We start from the raw sequence: 19,788 nt of genomic DNA on the forward strand, positions 1-19,788 counted from the left end.
GGCACCACCCTCTGCGAACAAACGACGACATCCGCCGCCCTCCCCCACCCGGTCACCCTCACCTGGGACCACCAAGGCCTACGCCCCCTCACCCAAACGGAACGCATCACCGCAGCGGAAGCCCCCCAGCAGGAAATCGACTCCCGCTTCTTCGCCATCGTCACCGACCTCGTCGGCACACCGAACGAACTGGTGGACGAGCAGGGGGAGATCGCGTGGCACACCCGCAGCACCCTATGGGGAACAACAGCGTGGGCAACGGACAGCACGACCTACACACCACTACGCTTCCCAGGCCAGTACTACGACCCCGAAACCGGCCTCCACTACAACTACTTCCGCCACTACGACCCCGAAACCGCCCGCTATGCGTCTCCTGATCCGCTAGGCCTCAATCCAGCTCCCAACCCTCTTGCCTACGTCATCAGTCCGCACACCTGGAGCGACCCACTTGGCCTCGGACCCTATCGAGATTTCGCGCATGGAACATCTGAGAAGTTCGCAAAGAACATCGTCGACAACGGCCTGAGCGCGGATGCCGGACGGACCGCCACACATGGAGGGTCAATGAGCAGACCCGGGCACTTTTTTACACACGAAGTGTCCGGCATGCATTCGCCCGGGTTTCAATCGGCGTACGAATGGGGACTACGAGTGGATCGACAATCTCCATCGAGTGTGATTATCATGCGCCTAACGGATGAGACGTACCAAAGACTCGTAAGTCATGGCCACGTCACAATTCGCGAGGTCGGCGAGGGGGTACCGGACGAAACAATTTTTCACCCGGAGGCATTTGAGACGATCAACGGCGAGGCGCAATGGATAGGCCCGATCACTCCTCGATGACACCCGACGAAGAGCCATACCCCGCATCAGCCCTACGCAAGACGGAGTGGGGAGAAGTTCGACAGATGAACGATGGCACTTGGGAAACAATCTGGACCATAGGCGTGACAGACGAACACGCCAGCGAAACTGTTGAGGTATTCCGGAATGACTCCATCGGATTCACCTCAACCATCACCTTCCTAGGGCTACACGATGCAGAATTGCGTTGCCATACCAGAACACAGGCAATGTCTGCAGAGAATTACCCAGCAACGTATACATCATTCAGAATCGTAAATGATGAACTAGCCGAGATCGAGACAATTCAAGGCTTGCCAAGGGACTGGTACCCGCCGTTCCGGTGAGCATCCCGGCGGGCGGTGAACTTTGTCTGGCCACCACCCCTCACCGGGATGTCACGCCAGTCGGGCGGACGCAGAATCTGGTCTTCGGCCGGGGCTCCCACAGCCTCACATGGTCACACGAAGGCAGAGACTGGCAGACTGACATTCTGGCCGCAGCCCCGCCCACCGGCCGAGCGCCCACAGTGCTCGGCCGTCCCTCCACCATCCACAGCCACCGAGCGCACCCGGCGTGCTGGCGAGGCGTGATGGCGTTCCTCCGTCGATGTGTGTGTCCGGCCGAACCCAACGGTCAACGCCAGTGAGGGCCATCGCCGAAAGGGGACGCGAAGCGCCCTTTTACGGCCACTCGCTCACTCACTGCCAAGGGACCCAGCCGTCGGCATCGTCACGTTCCCGGCCGGGTCCTTCGCTCTTTTCATCGAGGCTCTGAAGAAGCCGAAGAAGGCGTGCAGCCCTCGCTCACCGCAACAAAACCCCCGCCCCCTCCACCACCTCCTCCGAAGGCACCGCCACCAGCCCCATCTCCGCGCCGGAGGCGAGCAAGCGGTGCGCCGGGAGGATGCGGACCGTGTAGCCGTAGGGGCCGGTGCGGTCCAGGGAGAGGGGGCCCTCGTACAGGAGGCGGCCCTCCAGGTCCGGGGTGCCTGTCGGCTTCAGGGGGACCACTGTCGCGTCCGTGATGCGGTCCTCCGCGTCCACCCGGCCCGACACCGCCTGGACCTCCACGTCGTCCGGGGTCAGCGAACCCAGGGCGACCCTGACCCGCAGGCCCACCATCGAGCCCAGCTCCGCCGTCGCGCTCGTCGCCGTCGTCTCCACGTGGTCCACGCTCACCCCGGACCAGGCCGACCGCACCCGGGTCTTCCAGGCGGCCAGGTCCCGAGCCGTGTCCGGGGTCAGGGCGCGGTGGGTCTGGGCGGCGGGGGCGTAGAGGCGGTCCACGTACTCGCGGACCATGCGGCCGGCCAGTACCTTCGGGCCGAGCAGACTCAACGTCTCGCGGACCATCGCGATCCAGCGGTCCGGCAATCCGCCCCGGCCCCGCTCATAGAAGCGCGGCGCGACCCGCTGTTCCAACAGGTCGTAGAGCGCGGAGGCCTCGATGTCGTCGCGGCGGTCCGGGTCGGTGCACGGCCCGTCCGCCGTCGGGATGGCCCAGCCGAAGTCCGGCTGGAACCATTCGTCCCACCAGCCGTCCAGGACGGAGAGGTTGAGGCAGCCGTTCAGGGCCGCCTTCATGCCCGACGTGCCGCACGCCTCCAGGGGGCGGAGAGGGTTGTTCAGCCAGACGTCGCAGCCGGGGTAGAGCTTCTGCGCCATCGCCATGCCGTAGTCGGGGAGGAAGACGATCCGGTGGCGGACCCTGGGGTCGTCGGCGAAGCGGACCAGTTCCTGGACCAGGCGTTTGCCGCCGTCGTCCGCCGGGTGCGCCTTGCCCGCGACCACGATCTGGATCGGGTGGTCCGGATGCAGGAGCAGGTCCATCAGGCGGTCCCGGTCCCGCAGCATCAGCGTCAGGCGCTTGTACGACGGCACCCGGCGCGCGAAGCCGATCGTCAGGACGTCCGGGTCCAGGACGCCCTCGATCCAGCCCAGTTCCGCGTCGCCGGCACCCCGTTGCCGCCATGACGCGCGCAGGCGCTCCCGTACCTCCTGCACCAGCCGTTCGCGCAGGGTGCGGCGCAGTTCCCAGATCTCCTGGTCGTCGATCTCCGCGACCGAGTCCCAGCGCTCGGAGCCGCCGACGGTCAGCGCGTCCTCGGCCCGCTCCGAGCCGACCTGCCGGGCGCCGAGGCGCAGCACCTCCGGGGCCACCCAGGTCGGCGCGTGCACCCCGTTGGTCACAGAGGTGATCGGCACCTCCTCGGGGTCGAATCCCGGCCACAGACCCGCGAACATCTCCCGGCTGACCTGGCCGTGCAGCAGGGAGACGCCGTTCGCCCGCTGGGCCAGCCGGAGGCCCATCACCGCCATGTTGAACAGGTTGGGCTCGCCGCCGGGGTAGGTCTCCATGCCCAGCGCCAGGATCCGCTGCACGTCGATGCCGGGGAGTTCGGCGTCCGGGCCGAAGTGCCGGCCGACCAGCTCCCGGTCGAAGCGGTCGATGCCGGCCGGGACGGGGGTGTGGGTGGTGAAGACCGTGCCGCCGCGTACCGCCTCCAGGGAGGAATCGAAGTCCAGGCCGGCCGCGCAGAGTTCGGCGATCCGTTCCAGGCCGAGGAAGCCCGCGTGGCCCTCGTTGGTGTGGAACACCTCGGGCTGCGGGTGGCCGGTGAGGCGGCAGTACGTCCGTACCGCCCGGACACCTCCTATGCCGAGCAGCATCTCCTGCAGCAGCCGGTGTTCGCTGCCGCCGCCGTAGAGCCGGTCGGTCACCCCGCGCTCGCCGAAGTCGTTCTCCTCCACGTCCGAGTCCAGGAGCAGCAGGGGCACCCTGCCCACCTGCGCCAGCCAGATCCGGGCGCGCAGCGCCTTGCCGCCGGGCAGGGCGAGGGAGATCTGGGCGGGGGTGCCGTCGGGTTCCTCCAGCTGGGTGAGCGGCAGTTCGTTGGGGTCCAGGACCGGATAGTGCTCCTGCTGCCAGCCGTCCCGGGAGAGGGTCTGCCGGAAGTATCCGTGCCGGTAGAGGAGGCCGACACCGATCAGGGGCACCCCGAGGTCGCTGGCCGCCTTCAGATGGTCGCCGGCGAGGATGCCGAGGCCGCCGGAGTACTGCGGGAGCGCGGCCGTGATGCCGAACTCCGGGGAGAAGTAGGCGACGGCGGCGGGCAGGCCGTCCGACTGGGTCTGGTACCAGCGGTCGCCGGTCAGATAGTCGTCCAAGTCGTCGGCGGCGGCGGTGAGGCGGCGCAGGAACCGCCGGTCCGCGGCCAGTTCGGCCAGCCGGGCCGGCCGCACACTGCCCAGCAGCCGTACCGGGTCGCCGCCGGCCGAGGCCCAGGCCTCGGGGTCGACGGACTGGAACAGGTCGCGCGTTTCCGCATGCCAGGACCAGCGCAGGTTGCGCGCCAGGTCGCTCAGCGGCCGGAGGGGGTCGGGGAGAACGGGACGGACGGTGAACCGACGGATCGCCTTCACATTCCACCTCGGGACGCGTTGCGGGGTGAGACGTACGGCGTCGTACGTCTCGTCGTCGTCTTCGACGGTAGTGGTTACCGCGCGGTCGGTGGGGACGTACCGGTCGGGGTGTCGGGGCGTCAAGAAGCGGTAGGGGGGCACCCGAAGAGGAGAGACCGGTCTTGTGCGTAGACATACGCGTGAGTAGTTAACAAAGTGCCGGATTGCCCACCCGAACCGGGTGGGAAGGCTCCTCCGGTACACACCCCACAGGCGCACCACAGCACCTCCGCAGGACCCACCTCCCCATGTCCATCCGCCCACACCCACGTTGAAGCGGACAGGAGCGGTCATGCCCGCCAAGCACCAACCGTCAGCACCCCCGACAAGCACCAGCAGCAGGACCAAGGCAGCAGGGAAGAAGACCACCACGACGACGGGGACGGGGAGGAAGGGCGTGACGCCCGCCGGCGCCGCCGGCCCGGCCGCCCCCGCCCCCTCCGTCGCCGGGGAACGGTCCTCCCCCGCCGCCACCGTCCTCGGCCGCATCCCCGTCCTGGACGTACGCCCCGTGGTCCAGCACGGTCGCAGGCCCGCCAAGGCCGTGACCGGGGAGTCCTTCGAGGTGTCGGCCACCGTGTTCCGGGAGGGCCACGACGCCGTCGCGGCGAACGTGGTGCTCAGGGACCCGGCGGGCCGCGCCGGCCCCTGGACGCCGATGCGGGAACTCGCCCCGGGCACCGACCGCTGGGGCGCCACCGTCACCGCGGGCGAACCCGGCCGCTGGACCTACACGGTGGAGGCCTGGTCGGACCCGCTCGGTACCTGGCGGCACACGGCGCGGATCAAGATCCCGGCCGGCATCGACACCGATCTGGTGCTGGCGGAGGGTGCCGAACTGTACGAGCGGGCCGCCGCGGGGGTCCCGGAAGCCGACCGGCGGCCCGTGCTGGACGCGGTGGCGGCGCTGCGGAACGAGAACCGGCCGGCCTCCTGGCGCCTCGCGGCGGCGCTGGCCCCGGAGGTGCAGGCGGTCCTGGACCGGCATCCGCTGCGGGAGCTGGTCACCGCGTCCGATCCGATGCCGCTGCTGGTGGAACGCGAACGCGCCCTGTACGGCTCCTGGTACGAGTTCTTCCCCCGCTCGGAGGGCACCGCCGAGCAGCCGCACGGCACGTTCCGTACGGCCGCCCGCCGGCTGAAGCCGATCGCGGACATGGGCTTCGACGTCGTCTACCTGCCGCCGATCCACCCCATCGGTACGACCTTCCGCAAGGGCCCCAACAACTCCCTCACCGCCGGTCCGGACGACGTCGGCGTGCCCTGGGCGATCGGCTCGCCCGAGGGCGGCCACGACGCCGTCCACCCCGATCTCGGCACGATCGAGGACTTCGACTTCTTCGTGCGGGAGGCGGAGAAGCTGGGGCTGGAGATCGCCCTGGACTTCGCCCTGCAGTGCTCGCCGGATCATCCCTGGGTGCAGAAGCACCCCGAGTGGTTCCACCACCGTCCGGACGGGACGATCGCGTACGCCGAGAACCCGCCGAAGAAGTACCAGGACATCTACCCGATCGCCTTCGACGCCGACATGGACGGGCTGGTCGCGGAGACCGTCCGGATCCTGCGGTACTGGATGGGGCACGGGGTGCGGATCTTCCGGGTCGACAACCCGCACACCAAGCCGGTCGTGTTCTGGGAGCGGGTCATCGCGGAGGTCAACGGCAAGGACCCGGACGTGATCTTCCTGGCGGAGGCGTTCACCCGGCCCGCGATGATGCACACCCTCGCCCAGATCGGTTTCCAGCAGTCGTACACGTACTTCACCTGGCGCAACAGCAAGCAGGAGCTGACCGAGTACCTGACCGAGCTGTCGGGTGAGGCGGCGGCCTACATGCGGCCCAACTTCTTCGCCAACACCCCGGACATCCTGCACGCCTACCTCCAGCACGGGGGGCGGCCCGCGTTCGAGGTCCGGGCCGTGCTGGCCGCCACCCTCTCCCCCGCGTGGGGCATCTACAGCGGCTACGAGCTGTGCGAGAACACCCCGCTGCGCCAGGGCAGCGAGGAGTACCTCGACTCCGAGAAGTACCAACTCAGGCCCCGGGACTGGGCGGCCGCCGAGCGTGAGGGCCGTACCATCGCGCCGCTCATCACCCGGCTCAACGACATCCGGCGCCACAGCCCCGCCCTCCGCCGGCTGCGCGATCTGCACTTCCACCACTCCGACAAGGAGGCGGTGATCGCCTACTCGAAGCGGAGCGGGTCGAACACGGTTCTGGTGGTCGCCAACCTCGACGCCCATCACACCCAGGAGGCAACGGTCTCGTTGGACATGCCGCAACTCGGCCTGGACTGGCACGAGTCGGTGCCGGTGCGCGACGAGCTCACCGGCGAGACCTACTACTGGGGCAGGGCCAACTATGTGCGCCTCGAACCGGGTCATAGGCCCGCGCATGTCTTCACCGTCCTGCGACCGTCCACCCCGCAGATCGGAGGGTCACCCACAATATGATCGTCAATGAGCCCGTTCCGGACACCTTCGAGGACACTCCCGCCAAGGACCGGGACCCGGAGTGGTTCAAACGCGCCGTCTTCTACGAGGTCCTGGTCCGCTCCTTCCAGGACAGCAACGGCGACGGCATCGGCGACCTGAAGGGCCTGACCGCCAAGCTCGACTATCTCCAGTGGCTGGGAGTCGACTGCCTGTGGCTGCCGCCGTTCTTCAAGTCGCCCCTGCGGGACGGCGGTTACGACGTCTCCGACTACACCGCCGTCCTCGCGGAGTTCGGTGACCTCGCCGACTTCGTGGAGTTCGTGGACGCCGCCCACCAGCGCGGCATGCGGGTCATCATCGACTTCGTCATGAACCACACCAGCGACCAGCACCCGTGGTTCCAGGAGTCGAGGCGGGACCCGGACGGTCCGTACGGGGACTACTACGTCTGGGCCGACGACGACAAGCAGTTCCAGGACGCGCGGATCATCTTCGTCGACACCGAGGCCTCCAACTGGACGTACGACCCGGTACGCAAGCAGTACTACTGGCATCGCTTCTTCTCGCACCAGCCGGATCTGAACTACGAGAACCCGGCCGTGCAGGAGGAGATGATCTCCGCGCTGAAGTTCTGGCTGGATCTCGGCATCGACGGGTTCCGGCTGGACGCGGTGCCGTACCTGTACCAGCAGGAGGGCACCAACTGCGAGAACCTGCCGGCGACCCACGAGTTCCTGAAGCGGGTGCGCAAGGAGATCGACGCCCAGTACCCCGACAAGGTGCTCCTCGCCGAGGCCAACCAGTGGCCCGAGGACGTGGTCGACTACTTCGGTGACTTCCGCACCGGCGGCGACGAGTGCCACATGGCGTTCCACTTCCCGGTGATGCCGCGCATCTTCATGGCCGTGCGGCGGGAATCCCGCTATCCGGTCTCCGAGATCCTCGCCAAGACCCCCGCGATCCCGTCCGGCTGCCAGTGGGGCATCTTCCTGCGCAACCACGACGAGCTGACCCTCGAAATGGTCACCGACGAGGAACGCGACTACATGTGGGCCGAGTACGCCAAGGACCCGCGGATGCGCGCGAACATCGGCATCCGCCGGCGCCTGGCGCCCCTGCTCGACAACGACCGCAACCAGATCGAGCTGTTCACGGCCCTGCTGCTGTCCCTGCCCGGCTCGCCGATCCTCTACTACGGCGACGAGATCGGCATGGGCGACAACATCTGGCTCGGCGACCGCGACGCCGTCCGCACCCCCATGCAGTGGACGCCCGACCGCAACGCCGGCTTCTCGTCCTGCGACCCGGGACGCCTCTTCCTGCCCACGATCATGGACCCGGTCTACGGCTACCAGGTGACGAACGTCGAGGCGTCGATGTCCTCGCCCTCGTCGCTGCTGCACTGGACCCGCCGCATGATCGAGATCCGCAAGCAGAATCCTGCCTTCGGACTGGGGTCCTACACCGAGCTGCCGTCGTCGAACCCGGCGGTCCTCGCCTTCCTGCGCGAGTACGAGGACGACCTCGTGCTGTGCGTCCACAACTTCTCCCGTTTCGCCCAGCCGACGGAGCTGGACCTGAGCCGGTTCGGCGGGCGGCACCCCGTCGAGCTGTTCGGCGGGGTCCGGTTCCCGGCGGTCGGCGAGCTGCCGTACCTGCTCACCCTCGCGGGGCACGGCTTCTACTGGTTCCGGCTGCGCCGGGACGCCGTGTAACGCGGGCCCCGTGGGGCGGTGCGGCGTTTCCACCGCCCCACCCGGGGCACGCATCAGTAACACCCCGACGACCCCCGGGGAAAGGACTGACGCCCATGGCGGAAACGGTCATCTCTTCCGGTACCACCAGTTCACTCCTCGCCTCGCTCGATCCCCTGCTGCGCGCCTGGCTGCCCCGGCAGCGCTGGTTCGCGGGCAAGGGGCGCCCGGTCACCGGGTTCAGCCCCGTGTCCGTCACCGAACTGCTGCCGCCCGACGGCCGGCTCGGCCTGTACCACCTGCTGCTGCGCGTCCACCAGCCCTCCGTGCCGGGCGCGCCGTCGCACCCCGGCGACTGCTACCAGCTCCTCATAGGCGTGCGCGAGGCGCTGCCGCCCCGGCTGGCGCCCGCGCTGATCGGACATGTGACGGAGGGGCCGCTCGCCGGACGCACGGTGTACGAGGCCCTGTACGACCCCCGGCCCGCCGAGGTCCTGCTGGAGGCCCTGCGCACCCGGGCCCGCATCGGCGGGCTGCGCTTCGAGCGCGACCCGGGGCAGGACATCCGGGCGGGCCTGGTGGCCCGGCTGATGACCGCCGAGCAGTCCAACTCGTCGGTCGTCTACGGAGATACGTTCATTCTGAAGCTGTTGCGCCGGGTCGTGCCCGGTGTCAACCCCGACCTGGAGATACCCCTCGCCCTGGCCCGCGAGGGCTGCTCCCGGGTTCCCGCGCCGACGGCCTGGCTGAACGCCGAGGTGGACGGGGAGTCGTACGTCCTGGCGGTGCTGCAGCCGTTCGTGAGCGGTGCCGCCGACGGCTGGGAGCTGGCGCTGCGCGAGCTGGCCAAGGGCGAGGACTTCGCCGCGGAGGCCCGGGCGCTGGGCCGGGCCACCGCCGAGGTGCACACCGCGCTCGCCCGCGCCCTGCCGACGGTCACCCTCGGCCGCGCCCAGCTGGAGTCGCTGGTGGACGGCATGGCCGAGCGGCTGGCGGCGGCCGTGCAGGCGGTGCCGGCGCTGCGGCCGTACGAGCGCGGGCTGCGCTCGGCGTACCAGGCGCTCGGCACGCTCGCCGCCGAGGGCCGCACCTGGACCGCCCAGCGGGTGCACGGCGATCTGCACCTGGGGCAGTGCCTGCGCTCGCCGTCCGGGGACTGGTCGCTGATCGACTTCGAGGGCGAGCCGGCCCGGCCGCTGGCCGAGCGGCGCATGCCGCAGCCGCCGGTGCGGGACATCGCGGGGATGCTCCGCTCCTTCGACTACGCGGCCCACTCGGCGACCCCGCCCGCCCCGGACTGGGCGCGCGTCTGCCGGGCCGCCTACTGCTCCGGGTACGCGGAGGTGGCCGGCCGCGATCCGCGTACCGACCCGGTGCTGCTGCGGGCCTTCGAGACCGACAAGGCGGTCTACGAGGTCGTCTACGAGGCCCGGCACCGCCCCGACTGGCTGCCCGTGCCGCTGAGCGCGGTGCGCCGCCTCTCCCTGCCCGACCAGGAGGCTCGTCCGTGACCCCCAAGGCCCCCAAGGAATCCAAGGCCAAGAAGGAATCCGCGGCCCGGAAGAAGACCGCCGCCCGGCAGGTACCCGCGCAGGCACCGGCGCCCGTCGTGGAGGCCGCCGTGTCCCCGGCCCTCGACACCGGCGACCGCGAACGGCTGCTGCACGGCACCCACCACGACCCGCACGCCGTCCTGGGCGCGCACCCGGTCCCGGGCGGGGTCGCCTTCCGCGCGTTCCGCCCCTACGCGCAGGCGGTCACCGTGGTCTCCGACGGGCTGCGGGCGGAGCTGCACGACGACGGCGACGGCTTCTTCTCCGGCCTGCTCCCGCTCGGCGAGGTCCCCGTCTACCGGCTGCTGGTGACGTACGACGGCACGGTGCACGAGACCGAGGACGCCTACCGCTTCCTGCCCACCCTCGGCGAACTGGACCTGCACCTGATCGGCGAGGGCCGGCACGAGCAGCTGTGGCAGGCGCTCGGCGCGCACGTCACCACCCACCAGGGCGTCACCGGGACCCGGTTCGCGGTCTGGGCGCCGAACGCCCGGGGCGTGCGGGTCACGGGCGGGTTCAACTTCTGGGACGGCACCGGCTTCCCGATGCGCTCGCTCGGCGGCACCGGGGTCTGGGAACTGTTCGTGCCGGGGATCGGCGAGGGCGAGCTGTACAAGTTCGAGATCACCCGCCCGGACGGCTCGCGCACCCTGCGCGCCGACCCGCTGGCCCGCCGTACCGAGGTCCCGCCCGCCACCTCCTCGATCGTGCACGCCTCGCACCACGAGTGGGGCGACGCCCAGTGGCTGGCGCACCGGGCGGACACCCCGGTGCACGAGGCGCCCTTCTCGGTCTACGAGGTGCACCTGCCGTCCTGGCGGCCCGGGCTGACGTACCGGCAGCTCGCCGAGGAGCTTCCCGCGTACGTGCGCGAGCTGGGCTTCACCCACGTGGAGCTGATGCCGGTCGCCGAGCACCCCTTCGGCGGCTCCTGGGGCTACCAGGTCACCGGCTTCTACGCCCCGACGGCCCGGCTCGGTACCCCCGACGACTTCAAGTACCTGGTCGACAAGCTGCATCAGGCCGGTATCGGCGTGCTGATGGACTGGGTGCCGGCGCACTTCCCGCGCGACGACTGGGCGCTGGCGGAGTTCGACGGGCGTCCGCTGTACGAGCACCACGACCCGCTGCGGGCCGCCCACCCCGACTGGGGCACGCTGGAGTTCGACTTCGGGCGGCGCGAGGTGCGCAACTTCCTCGTCGCCAACGCGGTGTACTGGTGCGAGGAGTTCCACATCGACGGGCTGCGGGTGGACGCGGTCGCCTCGATGCTCTACCTGGACTACTCGCGTGAACCGGGCCAGTGGTCGCCGAACGAGCACGGCGGCCGGGAGAACCTGGACGCGGTCGCCTTCCTGCAGGAGATGAACGCCACCGTGTACCGGCGCTGCCCGGGCGTGGTCACCATCGCCGAGGAGTCCACGGCCTGGGACGGCGTCACCCGGCCCACCCACCACAGGGGCCCGAGCGGTTTCGGCGGGCTCGGCTTCGGGCTGAAGTGGAACATGGGCTGGATGCACGACTCGCTCCAGTACATGAGCCACGACCCCGTGCACCGCAGGTACCACCACCACGAGATGACGTTCTCGATGGTGTACGCGTACAGCGAGAACTACGTCCTGCCGATCTCCCACGACGAGGTCGTGCACGGCAAGCGGTCCCTCGTCTCGAAGATGCCCGGCGACTGGTGGCAGCAGCGCGCCAACCACCGCGCCTACCTGGCCTTCATGTGGGCCCACCCGGGCAAGCAACTCCTCTTCATGGGCCAGGAGTTCGCGCAGGGCGCCGAGTGGTCCGAGGCGCGCGGCCCGGACTGGTGGCTGCTCGACCCGGAGTACGGCGCCGAGGCGGACCACCGGGGCGTGCGGGACCTCGTCCGGGACCTGAACGCGGTGTACCGGTCGACCCCGGCGCTGTGGCAGCGGGACACCGACCCGGCGGGCTTCGAGTGGATCGTGGGGGACGCGGCGGACGACAACGTCCTCGCATTCCTGCGCCACGACGCCGAGGGCACCCCGCTGCTCGCGGTCTCCCACCTGGCTCCGGTGGTCCGCCACGACTACCGGCTCGGGATCCCGGACGACATCCCGGCCTGGGTGGAGGTCCTCAACACCGACGAGGCCCGCTACGGCGGCAGTGACGTCAGCCACCCGGACGTCGTCAAACCCGAGCCGCACCCCTGGCACGGCCGCCCGGCGAGCATCCGGCTGACCCTGCCCCCGCTGGCGACGGTGTGGCTGCGCCCCGCCTGACCTGCCCTTTGCCTTCCGCCCCGCCTGGGCCTAGGCTCGGGCGCCCGGTGGGGCGGAGGGGGAGGACATGCGGCGGATCGTCGTGGCTCTGGGGACGGTGGCGGCTGCGCTGACGGCCTGTACGCCGGGCAGGGCGTGCACCCTGATGGACATGGATTCGGGCGTCGGCGTGGTGTGGCGGCCGGCGGACTTCGGGAAGCAGCGGGACGCGGTGACGATCCGGCTGTGCGTGGACGGCAGGTGTGTGCAGCGGCCGTCCGGCGATCCCGGCGATCCGGTCCGGACGCTGTCGGTACGGCTCCGGGACGACGTCGGCGCCGGCCCGGTCCCGGTGAAGCTCACGGTGACCGCGGGGAACGAAGGCCGGGTCGTCGTCCGGGACAGCCGGCGGGCGCGGCTCACCGAGGAGCACCCCAACGGCCGCTCCTGCCCGCCGACGGCCTGGACGGCGGCCTTCCGGGTGCATCCGGAGAAGGGGCTGGCGTCCCCGAAGGGCATGAAGCTCCAGGGGTCCGAGGAGTAGGGGGGTCTGAGAGCGGCTGCCCTCAGACCCCTCGCGGTCACTCCCGGTCGGCCAGCCCCGGCGGCAGCGCGCCCGTGTGCAGGACGCCGAGCCGCTGGGTGGCCCGGGTCAGGGCCACGTACAGGTCGCTCGTGCCGTAGGCGCCCGGCTCGACCACCAGGACGGAGTCGAATTCCAGGCCCTTGGACTGGCGGGGGTCGAGCAGGACGACCGTCCGGGTCAGGTCGGGTTCGGCGCCGGCCGTGACGCCGTCCAGGTGGGCGGCCAGGGAGCGGTGCAGGGCGCGCGGGGCGATCACCGCGAGCCGGCCCTCCGCCGGGGTGAGTTCGGCGACGGCCTTGGCGACCGCGCCGGGCAGGTCGTCGGTCACCCGCCGCACCCAGGGGCGTTCGCCGGTGGAGCGGACGGAGCTGGGCGGTTCGAAGTGCGGGTTCCGGGCGCGCACCACGGCCGCCGCCAGGTCCATGATCTCCGCCGGGGTGCGGTAGTTGACGCCGAGGCGGGTGTGCTCCCAGCGGTCCTCGACATAGGGGGCGAGGATGCCGGACCAGGAGCCGACGCCGGCCGCCTCCGCCGTCTGGGCGGGGTCGCCGACCAGGGTCATCGAACGGGTCGGGCAGCGCCGCATCAGCAGCCGCCAGGCCATCGGCGACAGCTCCTGCGCCTCGTCCACGATGATGTGCCCGAACGCCCAGGTGCGGTCGGCGGCGGCCCGCTCGGCGGCGCTGCGGTGGTCGGCCTCCTCCTGCCGCTCGGCGAACCGCTCGGCGTCGATGATGTCGTGCGCGGACAGGACCTCGCTGTCCTCGTCCTCCTTGTCCTCGAACTCGTAGGTCCGGGAGGCGTAGGAGACGTCCAGCACGCCCTGCGCGTAGGCGACCTGGGTCTCGCGTTCGCGTTCGGCGCGGGCCCTGGCCATCCGGTCGTCCTCGCCGAGGAGTTCGGCCGCCTCGTCCAGCAGGGGCACGTCGGAGACGGTCCAGGCGCGGGTCACCGGGCGGCGGATCGCGTCGGCGTCCTCCTTCGGCAGGTAGCCGTCGGGCTCGGCGAGGAAGTCGGCGACCAGCCGCTGCGGGGTGATCCGGGGCCACAGCTGGTCGATGGCGTCCCAGACCTCGGGGTTCTCGGCGAGTTCGTCGCGGATCTGGGTGATGTCGGAGGGGTCGAGCAGGCTGCTGCCGTCGTAGGGGTCGGTGCCGACGCGCTCGGCGTACAGCTCGGTGAGCGTGTTGAGGATGTGTCCCTCGAAGTGCTCGCGGGCGGCGTTGTGCGGCAGCTTGGCGGCGCGGGTGCGCTCGCGGGCGACGCCGACGAGGCCGTCGTCCAGCATGAGCACCTCGCGGTCGTGCTCGATCGCGATGACCGGGTCGGGCAGCGCCTGCCGGTCGCGTACGACGGCGGCGAGCACGTCGGCCATGCCGGCGCGGCCCTTGACGGCGGCGGCCTCGGGGGTGTCGGCGGCGGTGGCCTTCACGCCCGGGAACAGCTCGCCGACGGTGGCCAGCAGGACGCCGGTCTCGCCGAGGGAGGGCAGCACCTCGCCGATGTAGCCGAGGAAGGCCGGGTTCGGGCCGACGATGAGGACCGCGCGGCGGGCCAGCAGCTCCCGGTGCTCGTACAGCAGGTAGGCCGCGCGGTGCAGGGCGACCGCCGTCTTGCCGGTGCCGGGGCCGCCCTCCACGACCAGCACCCCCCGGTGGGGCGCCCGGATGATGCGGTCCTGGTCGGCCTGGATGGTCTGCACGATGTCGCTCATCCGGCCGGTGCGGGCCGAGTTCAGCGCGGCGAGCAGCACGGCGTCGCCGTTGTGGTCCTCGTGCCCCGTGCGGGTGGCGTCGCCGAGATCGAGGATCTCGTCGTGCAGGGAGGTGACGGTACGGCCCTCGGTGGCGATGTGCCGGCGGCGGCGCAGGCCCATCGGGGTGTGGCCGGTGGCCAGGTAGAAGGGGCGGGCGACATCGGCCCGCCAGTCGATGAGGACCGGGGTGCGCTCGGTGTCGTCCTCGCGCAGCCCGATCCGGCCGATGTGGTGCTTCGTGCCGTCGGCGTGGTCGATCCGGCCGAAGCAGAGCGAGCCGTCCACGGCGTTCAGCGCGGCGAGCAGTCCGGAGCGCTCGGCGACCAGGATGTCCCGCTCCAGCCGGGCCTGCATGGGCTTGTCGCCCTGGGCGAGCGCGTCCGCGACGGAGGTCTCGGTCTCGCCGCGCAGCACGTCCACGCGCGCGTACAGTCCGTCGACGAATTCCTGCTCGTGCCGGATTTCATCGTCTGGAAATTCGGTGTTTGACAATTCCGCTCCCGCCCGGATATACTGTGCTCAGTAAACGTCATTCGTGGTTCATCGAAATGAAGTCACGAATCATTGAATATACGCACAGGAATCCCCCGGACGCAATTGCCCGGGGGATTCTTTGCGAGCGGGGCCGCTTTACAGCACGTCGGCCAGCTCCTCCAGCAGGCGCCGCTTGGGCCGCGCCCCCACCATCGACTTCACGGGCTCACCGCCCTGGAACACCATGAACGTCGGCATCGACAGCACCTTGTACGCGTTCGTGGTCTCCGGGTTGTGGTCCACGTCCAGCTGGACGACCTTGAGCCGCTCCCCCTCCTCCGCGGCGAGGGCGCTGAGCACCGGCGCCATCTGCCGGCACGGCGGACACCAGTCCGCCGTGAACTCCACCAGCACCGGCAGTTCCGATGCCAGTACCTCCTTCTCGAAGTCCGCGTCCCCCACCTCGGGCACACCCGCCGCCTTCGTCACCGCTCCTGCCCTCCCAGTTCGCACAGCGGCTCCGGACCTCCCGGAACCAGCGCCTCGACGGCCAGTTCGTCCCGCGCCCGCTCGGCCCGCGCCAACTGCCCCGCGACCGTCTCGCGCACCGCCGTCAGCTGCCCGATGAGCGCGTCCAGCTCGGCCAGCTTGCGCCGGTAGACCACGAGCGCGGCCGGACAGGAGTCGCCCTCCGCGTGCCCGGCCCGCAGGCACTCCACGAACGGCCGGGTCTCCTCCAGGTCGAACCCGAAGTCCTGCAGCGTGCGGATCTGCCGCAGCAGCCGGAGGTCGCTCTCGTCGTACGTACGGTGTCCGTTGCCGTCCCGCCGGGCCGGCAGCAGCCCCCGCGCCTCGTAGTACCGCAGGGTGCGTGTCGTGGTCCCGGCCCGCGCGGCCAGCTCGCCGATTCGCATGAACACGACGGTAGGGCTTGACGTCGACGTCAAGGCAAGACCGCCGGGCCGCCAGGAGCGGACGGGTCCTAGGCGTGCACCAGACCCGCCGACTCCTCGACCTCCATCAGGGAGGCGCTGCGCCGCTCCTCCTCGAACCTGCGGCGGCCGCCGCGCAGGCCGAACAGGCGCTTGGTGAGGGCGATGTAGAGGACCGCGAGGATGTTCAGCACCAGGGTGGCGATCTTCAGCCAGCTGACGTGCTCGGTGAGTTCGTAGATCTCCAGCGGGAGGAAGGCGGCCGTGGCGACCACCGTCAGGTACTCCGCCCAGCGCTTGGCGTACCAGAGGCCGACGGCCTCGATGATCTCGACCAGCGCGTAGGCCAGCAGCAGGGCGGCCACCAGGAGCAGGGTGGAGCGCTGGTAGCCGAAGACCTTCTGGACGGAGCCGACGACCGGGGAGTGGTCGAGGTCGTAGTGGAAGTGCCGGAAGACCGGGCGGAACACGTCGAGGTACTCCTCGAACAGGCGGCGCACCGCGTCCCGGCTGTTGCTGAACTTCCACACCGCGACCGCGACCAGCACGATGAACACCCCGCGCACGGCCCGCTCGACGGCGAGGAAGCGCAGGACGAACAGGTCCCGGAGCACCTTGCCGCGCGGCACCAGCGGGGCGTCGGCGGCCGGTCCGGAGCCGTGCGGCTCGCCGAGCACGAAGTCACCGCAGCGCAGACACCGCCAGACGTCCCCGAGTACGGTCCGGGCGTGCAGCCGGACGCGCAGCCGGGGATCGTCGGGCGCGTAGGTCACATGGCCCTTGCGCGCGCAGGTCCGCCGGTCCCAGTCGATCTTCATCCCCCGTGCCTCCACGTGTTCGTTGATCCACATGTACTGACGCCGGACTCGAACGTGCCGTTCCGGTTGATCGGTACGGCACGTTACTGCGGCGGCGCCGCGCCGAGGACTCCGGCCGTGGGCGCGACAGCCCCTGTGCGCCGGCCAGGTGCTCGACCGGGTCGGCCCGGGTCGCGGCGAGCACGGCGTGTGCCAGTCCGCGTAGTGGTCGGGGCGGTAGGGGCGCCGGTGCCGATCTCCTCCAGGACCGGGGCGAGGCGGTGGCGGTCCAACTTGAAGCAGAGCACGGGCGTCGAGCAGCGCCGGCAGGCACACCAGCGGCGGTGTGGCGGGCCCGGCCCATCCCCGACGGCGCCGAGGACCGCACCACCGACACCGTCCAACACCTCACCGGCCCCCCACCGCGCACCTTCCGCACGGCGGCCGAACGGGCGCTGACCGGGGCCCCGGGCGCAGCGCGACGGGTCGCGGGCCGTCCGGGCTCGTGGACCGGGCGGGTCGCGACCCGTGCGGGAGGGTGGGGAGGCGTCAGCCGGCGGTGGTGTCCACCAGTTCGCGCTCCTCCGCCTTCGGCTCCGGCGTCGCGGCCTCGCGGCGCGGCAGCAGGACCGCCACCAGAACCGTGCCGATGCCGAGGACCACCGCGCCGACCAGGCTGGTGTGGGCGACCGCGTCGGAGAAGGCGGAGCCCACCGCGTCGGCCATCTGCCGGGCGCCGGCGGCCAGCTCGGTCGCCTGCTGCTTGAGCTGCGCGGCCTGCTGCGGGTCGCCCGCCTGCTGGGCCTGCGCGGCGACCTGCTGCGCCTTCTCGCCGATGCCCTGCGCGACGGCGTACCCGGCGCCGACCGAGTCCTGCGCGGTGTCCAGGGCGCTCGCCGGGAGCTTGCTGCCGGCGGTGGCGTCGGAGAGGTGGTCGCCGTAGGAGGTGGCGAGCAGCGAGCCGAGGATGGCGATGCCGAGCGAGCCGCCCAGCTCCAGCGAGGTGTCGTTGACGGCGCCGCCGACGCCCAGCTCGGACTCCGGGAACGCGCCCATGATCGCGTCGGTGCAGGGCGAGAGGGCGAGACCGATGGCGAGGCCGAGGATGATCAGGGGCGCCACGAAGTCGCCGTACGTGGAACCCGCGTCCACCCGGGTGAGCAGGGCGAGGGCGGCCGTACCGCCGACCATGCCCGCGCTGACGGTCCACTTCATGCCGACGCGCGGGGTGAGCCAGCCGGTCAGCGCCGAGCCCACGAAGACGGCACCGGCGAGCGGCAGCATGCGCACACCGGTCTCCAGGGCGTCGTAGCCGAGGACGAACTGCAGGTGCTGGGTGAGGTAGTAGAAGGCGCCGAAGACGGCGAGGAAGAACAGGGCGACGGCGAGGTTGGAGCCGGCGAACCGGCGGCCGGTGAAGCGGCGCACGTCCAGGATCGGGCGCGGGTGGCGCAGCTCCCACAGCACGAAGGCGACGAGGCCCACGCCCGCGACGACGGCCGCGCCGACGGCCTTGGCACCCCAGCCGAAGTGCGGCCCCTCGATGATCATGTAGACGAGCGCGCCGGTCCAGATCACCGACAGCAGTCCGCCGACGTAGTCGATGCGGTCGTGGTGGCCGGCCTTGGACGGCGGGACGAGGACGAAGGCGCCGACGATGGCGACGGCCGCGATGGGCACGTTGATCAGGAAGGTCGAGGACCAGCCGTGGTCGCGCAGCAGGGCGCCGGCGACCACCGGTCCGGCGGCGATGGCGAGCCCGGCGGTGGCGGTCCACAGTGTGATCGCCTTGGCCCGCTCGGCGCGCGGGAAGGTCGCGGCGAGCAGCGACAGCGTGGCCGGCATGATCAGCGCCGCGCCGACGCCCATCACGGCGCGGGCCGCGATGACGGTCGTGGAGCTGTCGGCGAGGTAACCGAAGACGGCCCCGCCGCCGAACACCAGCAGGCCGAGGACGAGCGCTCCGCGCCGGCTGTACTTGTCGCCGATCGCGCCGAGCAGCAGCATCAGCGCCGCGTACGGGACGGTGTAGCCGTCGATCACCCACTGGAGGTCGGCGCTGGAGAGCCCGAGGTCCTTGGTCATGTCGGGGGCCGCGACCGTGAGGGCGGTGTTCGCCATCACGATGATCAGCAGGCTCAGGCACAGCACCAGCAGCGCCCACCAGCGCCGGGCGTAGGGCCGGTCCGTCCTCTCGACCGGTTCGGTCATGACGAGTCGCATGGCAGGGGTCGCCTTCCTCGGTACGCGACAGAACTTGCACAGTGGCGTGCAATTGCACAACCATGTGCAATGTACGTCCGTTGCACACCCTTGTGCAAGTCGACCGGGATCGCCCGGAAGGGCGTCGAGGAGACCTCGGGAAGGCAGAATGACCGCCATGACCACGGGTAACACCAGCCGCGCCGACGCCAACCGGCGCCGCATCCTCGACGTCGCCCTCGCCGAACTGCTACGCGATCCCGACGCCTCCATGGACCAGATCGCGCGCGCCGCGGGCGTCGTACGACGGACGGTCTACGGCCACTTCCCCAACCGGGAAGCGCTGATCAGCACCCTGGTCGACGGGGCCGTGGAGGCACTGGCGGACGCCGACACGCGCGCCCGCGCCGGCGTGACCGACCCGGCGGAGGCGCTGGCCCGCTCGGTGCTCGCCCTGTGGCCGGTCGCCGACCGCTACCGGCTGCTGATCGCCCTGGCCCAGCGCACGGTCACCGTCCAGGGCATCCGCGACCGCCTCGCCCCGCTGCGCGACGACAAGGTCCGCCTCCTCAAGCGCGGACTGGACGAGGGCGCCTTCGTCTCCCCGCTGCCCGCCCCGGCCCTGGCGTACGTGGTCGAGCAGATGCTGTTCGCGGTGACGGAGGCGGTGAACGACGGCCTCCTGGCAGCAGAAGAGGCGGGCCGCTCCGCCACGGTCGCCGTACTGACCGCGGCGGGCGTACCCGCCTCACGGGCCACCGAGCTGGTGGCCGAGGTGTCGTAGCAGAAGCAGGAGCCGGGCGGCTGAGTTAC

General features: G+C 70.9%; 13 protein-coding genes. 7 read left to right on the plus strand and 6 right to left on the minus strand.

The annotated features are described in order from the left end of the window. On the plus strand, positions 1–849 hold an 849-nt coding region (locus ACZ4U1_RS36965), incomplete at its 5' end, for an RHS repeat-associated core domain-containing protein (RefSeq protein WP_467908550.1). 806 nt (positions 850–1,655) lie between these two features. Here the strand turns inward: ACZ4U1_RS36965 and ACZ4U1_RS36970 are convergent. Next, a complete protein-coding gene (locus tag ACZ4U1_RS36970; RefSeq protein ID WP_467908551.1) occupies positions 1,656–4,274 on the minus strand; it encodes a glycosyltransferase family 1 protein in 2,619 nt (872 codons plus the stop codon). A gap of 331 nt (positions 4,275–4,605) precedes the next feature. Between ACZ4U1_RS36970 and ACZ4U1_RS36975 the strand changes: the two genes are divergently transcribed. The 5 genes from ACZ4U1_RS36975 to ACZ4U1_RS36995 all read left to right on the plus strand — a co-directional run bounded on the left by ACZ4U1_RS36975 (position 4,606) and on the right by ACZ4U1_RS36995 (position 12,772). Then, on the plus strand, positions 4,606–6,765 hold the full coding sequence (locus ACZ4U1_RS36975) for an alpha-1,4-glucan--maltose-1-phosphate maltosyltransferase (RefSeq protein ID WP_467908552.1): 2,160 nt from the start codon (positions 4,606–4,608) through the stop codon (positions 6,763–6,765). Beyond that, positions 6,762–8,462 carry a maltose alpha-D-glucosyltransferase gene (gene treS / locus ACZ4U1_RS36980; RefSeq protein ID WP_467908553.1) on the plus strand — a complete coding sequence of 567 codons (1,701 nt, stop codon included), beginning with the start codon at positions 6,762–6,764 and terminating at the stop codon, positions 8,460–8,462. The genes ACZ4U1_RS36975 and treS overlap by 4 nt, the downstream gene beginning before the upstream one ends. Positions 8,463–8,557: 95 nt before the next feature. Continuing rightward, complete coding sequence (locus ACZ4U1_RS36985) at positions 8,558–9,952, plus strand: maltokinase N-terminal cap-like domain-containing protein (protein WP_467908554.1); 1,395 nt, start codon at positions 8,558–8,560, stop codon at positions 9,950–9,952. Then, positions 9,949–12,249, plus strand: a complete 2,301-nt coding sequence (gene glgB, locus ACZ4U1_RS36990) for a 1,4-alpha-glucan branching enzyme (protein ID WP_467908555.1) — start codon at positions 9,949–9,951, stop codon at positions 12,247–12,249. The genes ACZ4U1_RS36985 and glgB overlap by 4 nt, the downstream gene beginning before the upstream one ends. 67 nt (positions 12,250–12,316) lie before the next feature. Further along, entirely contained in the window at positions 12,317–12,772 is a 456-nt protein-coding gene (locus ACZ4U1_RS36995; protein ID WP_467908556.1) for a hypothetical protein, read from the plus strand. A 37-nt stretch (positions 12,773–12,809) separates the two neighbouring features. Here ACZ4U1_RS36995 and ACZ4U1_RS37000 read toward each other — a convergent pair whose 3' ends face one another. The 5 genes from ACZ4U1_RS37000 to ACZ4U1_RS37020 all read right to left on the minus strand — a co-directional run bounded on the left by ACZ4U1_RS37000 (position 12,810) and on the right by ACZ4U1_RS37020 (position 18,996). Continuing rightward, positions 12,810–15,080 (minus strand): HelD family protein, encoded by a 2,271-nt coding sequence (locus tag ACZ4U1_RS37000; RefSeq protein ID WP_467908646.1) that lies wholly within the window; start codon positions 15,078–15,080, stop codon positions 12,810–12,812. Between the two features lie 120 nt (positions 15,081–15,200). After that, positions 15,201–15,515: a thioredoxin gene (gene trxA / locus ACZ4U1_RS37005; RefSeq protein WP_467908647.1), complete on the minus strand. Its 315-nt coding sequence runs from the start codon at positions 15,513–15,515 to the stop codon at positions 15,201–15,203. 14 nt (positions 15,516–15,529) lie between these two features. After that, a complete protein-coding gene (locus ACZ4U1_RS37010) occupies positions 15,530–15,958 on the minus strand; it encodes a MerR family transcriptional regulator (RefSeq protein ID WP_467908557.1) in 429 nt (142 codons plus the stop codon). A gap of 68 nt (positions 15,959–16,026) precedes the next feature. Then, a complete protein-coding gene (locus ACZ4U1_RS37015) occupies positions 16,027–16,794 on the minus strand; it encodes a DUF2127 domain-containing protein (protein WP_467908558.1) in 768 nt (255 codons plus the stop codon). Between the two features lie 528 nt (positions 16,795–17,322). Beyond that, entirely contained in the window at positions 17,323–18,996 is a 1,674-nt protein-coding gene (locus tag ACZ4U1_RS37020) for an MFS transporter (protein WP_467908559.1), read from the minus strand. A gap of 148 nt (positions 18,997–19,144) precedes the next feature. On the opposite strand from ACZ4U1_RS37020, the gene ACZ4U1_RS37025 reads away from it, so the two are divergent. Then, entirely contained in the window at positions 19,145–19,759 is a 615-nt protein-coding gene (locus tag ACZ4U1_RS37025; RefSeq protein WP_467908560.1) for a TetR/AcrR family transcriptional regulator, read from the plus strand. The last annotated feature ends 29 nt before the right edge of the window (positions 19,760–19,788 follow it).

The sequence above is a fragment of the Streptomyces sp. NPDC028928 genome (genome assembly GCF_055564915.1).

Coding starts and splice junctions, on each gene's coding strand:
- ACZ4U1_RS36985 (WP_467908554.1), top strand. CDS start 8,558: ATGGCGGAAACGGTCATCTCTTCCGGTACCACCAGTTCACTCCTCGCC.
- ACZ4U1_RS37025 (WP_467908560.1), top strand. CDS start 19,145: ATGACCGCCATGACCACGGGTAACACCAGCCGCGCCGACGCCAACCGG.
- ACZ4U1_RS36975 (WP_467908552.1), top strand. CDS start 4,606: ATGCCCGCCAAGCACCAACCGTCAGCACCCCCGACAAGCACCAGCAGC.
- ACZ4U1_RS36995 (WP_467908556.1), top strand. CDS start 12,317: ATGCGGCGGATCGTCGTGGCTCTGGGGACGGTGGCGGCTGCGCTGACG.
- ACZ4U1_RS37010 (WP_467908557.1), bottom strand. CDS start 15,958: ATGCGAATCGGCGAGCTGGCCGCGCGGGCCGGGACCACGACACGCACC.
- ACZ4U1_RS37015 (WP_467908558.1), bottom strand. CDS start 16,794: ATGAAGATCGACTGGGACCGGCGGACCTGCGCGCGCAAGGGCCATGTG.
- ACZ4U1_RS37020 (WP_467908559.1), bottom strand. CDS start 18,996: ATGCGACTCGTCATGACCGAACCGGTCGAGAGGACGGACCGGCCCTAC.
- treS (WP_467908553.1), top strand. CDS start 6,762: ATGATCGTCAATGAGCCCGTTCCGGACACCTTCGAGGACACTCCCGCC.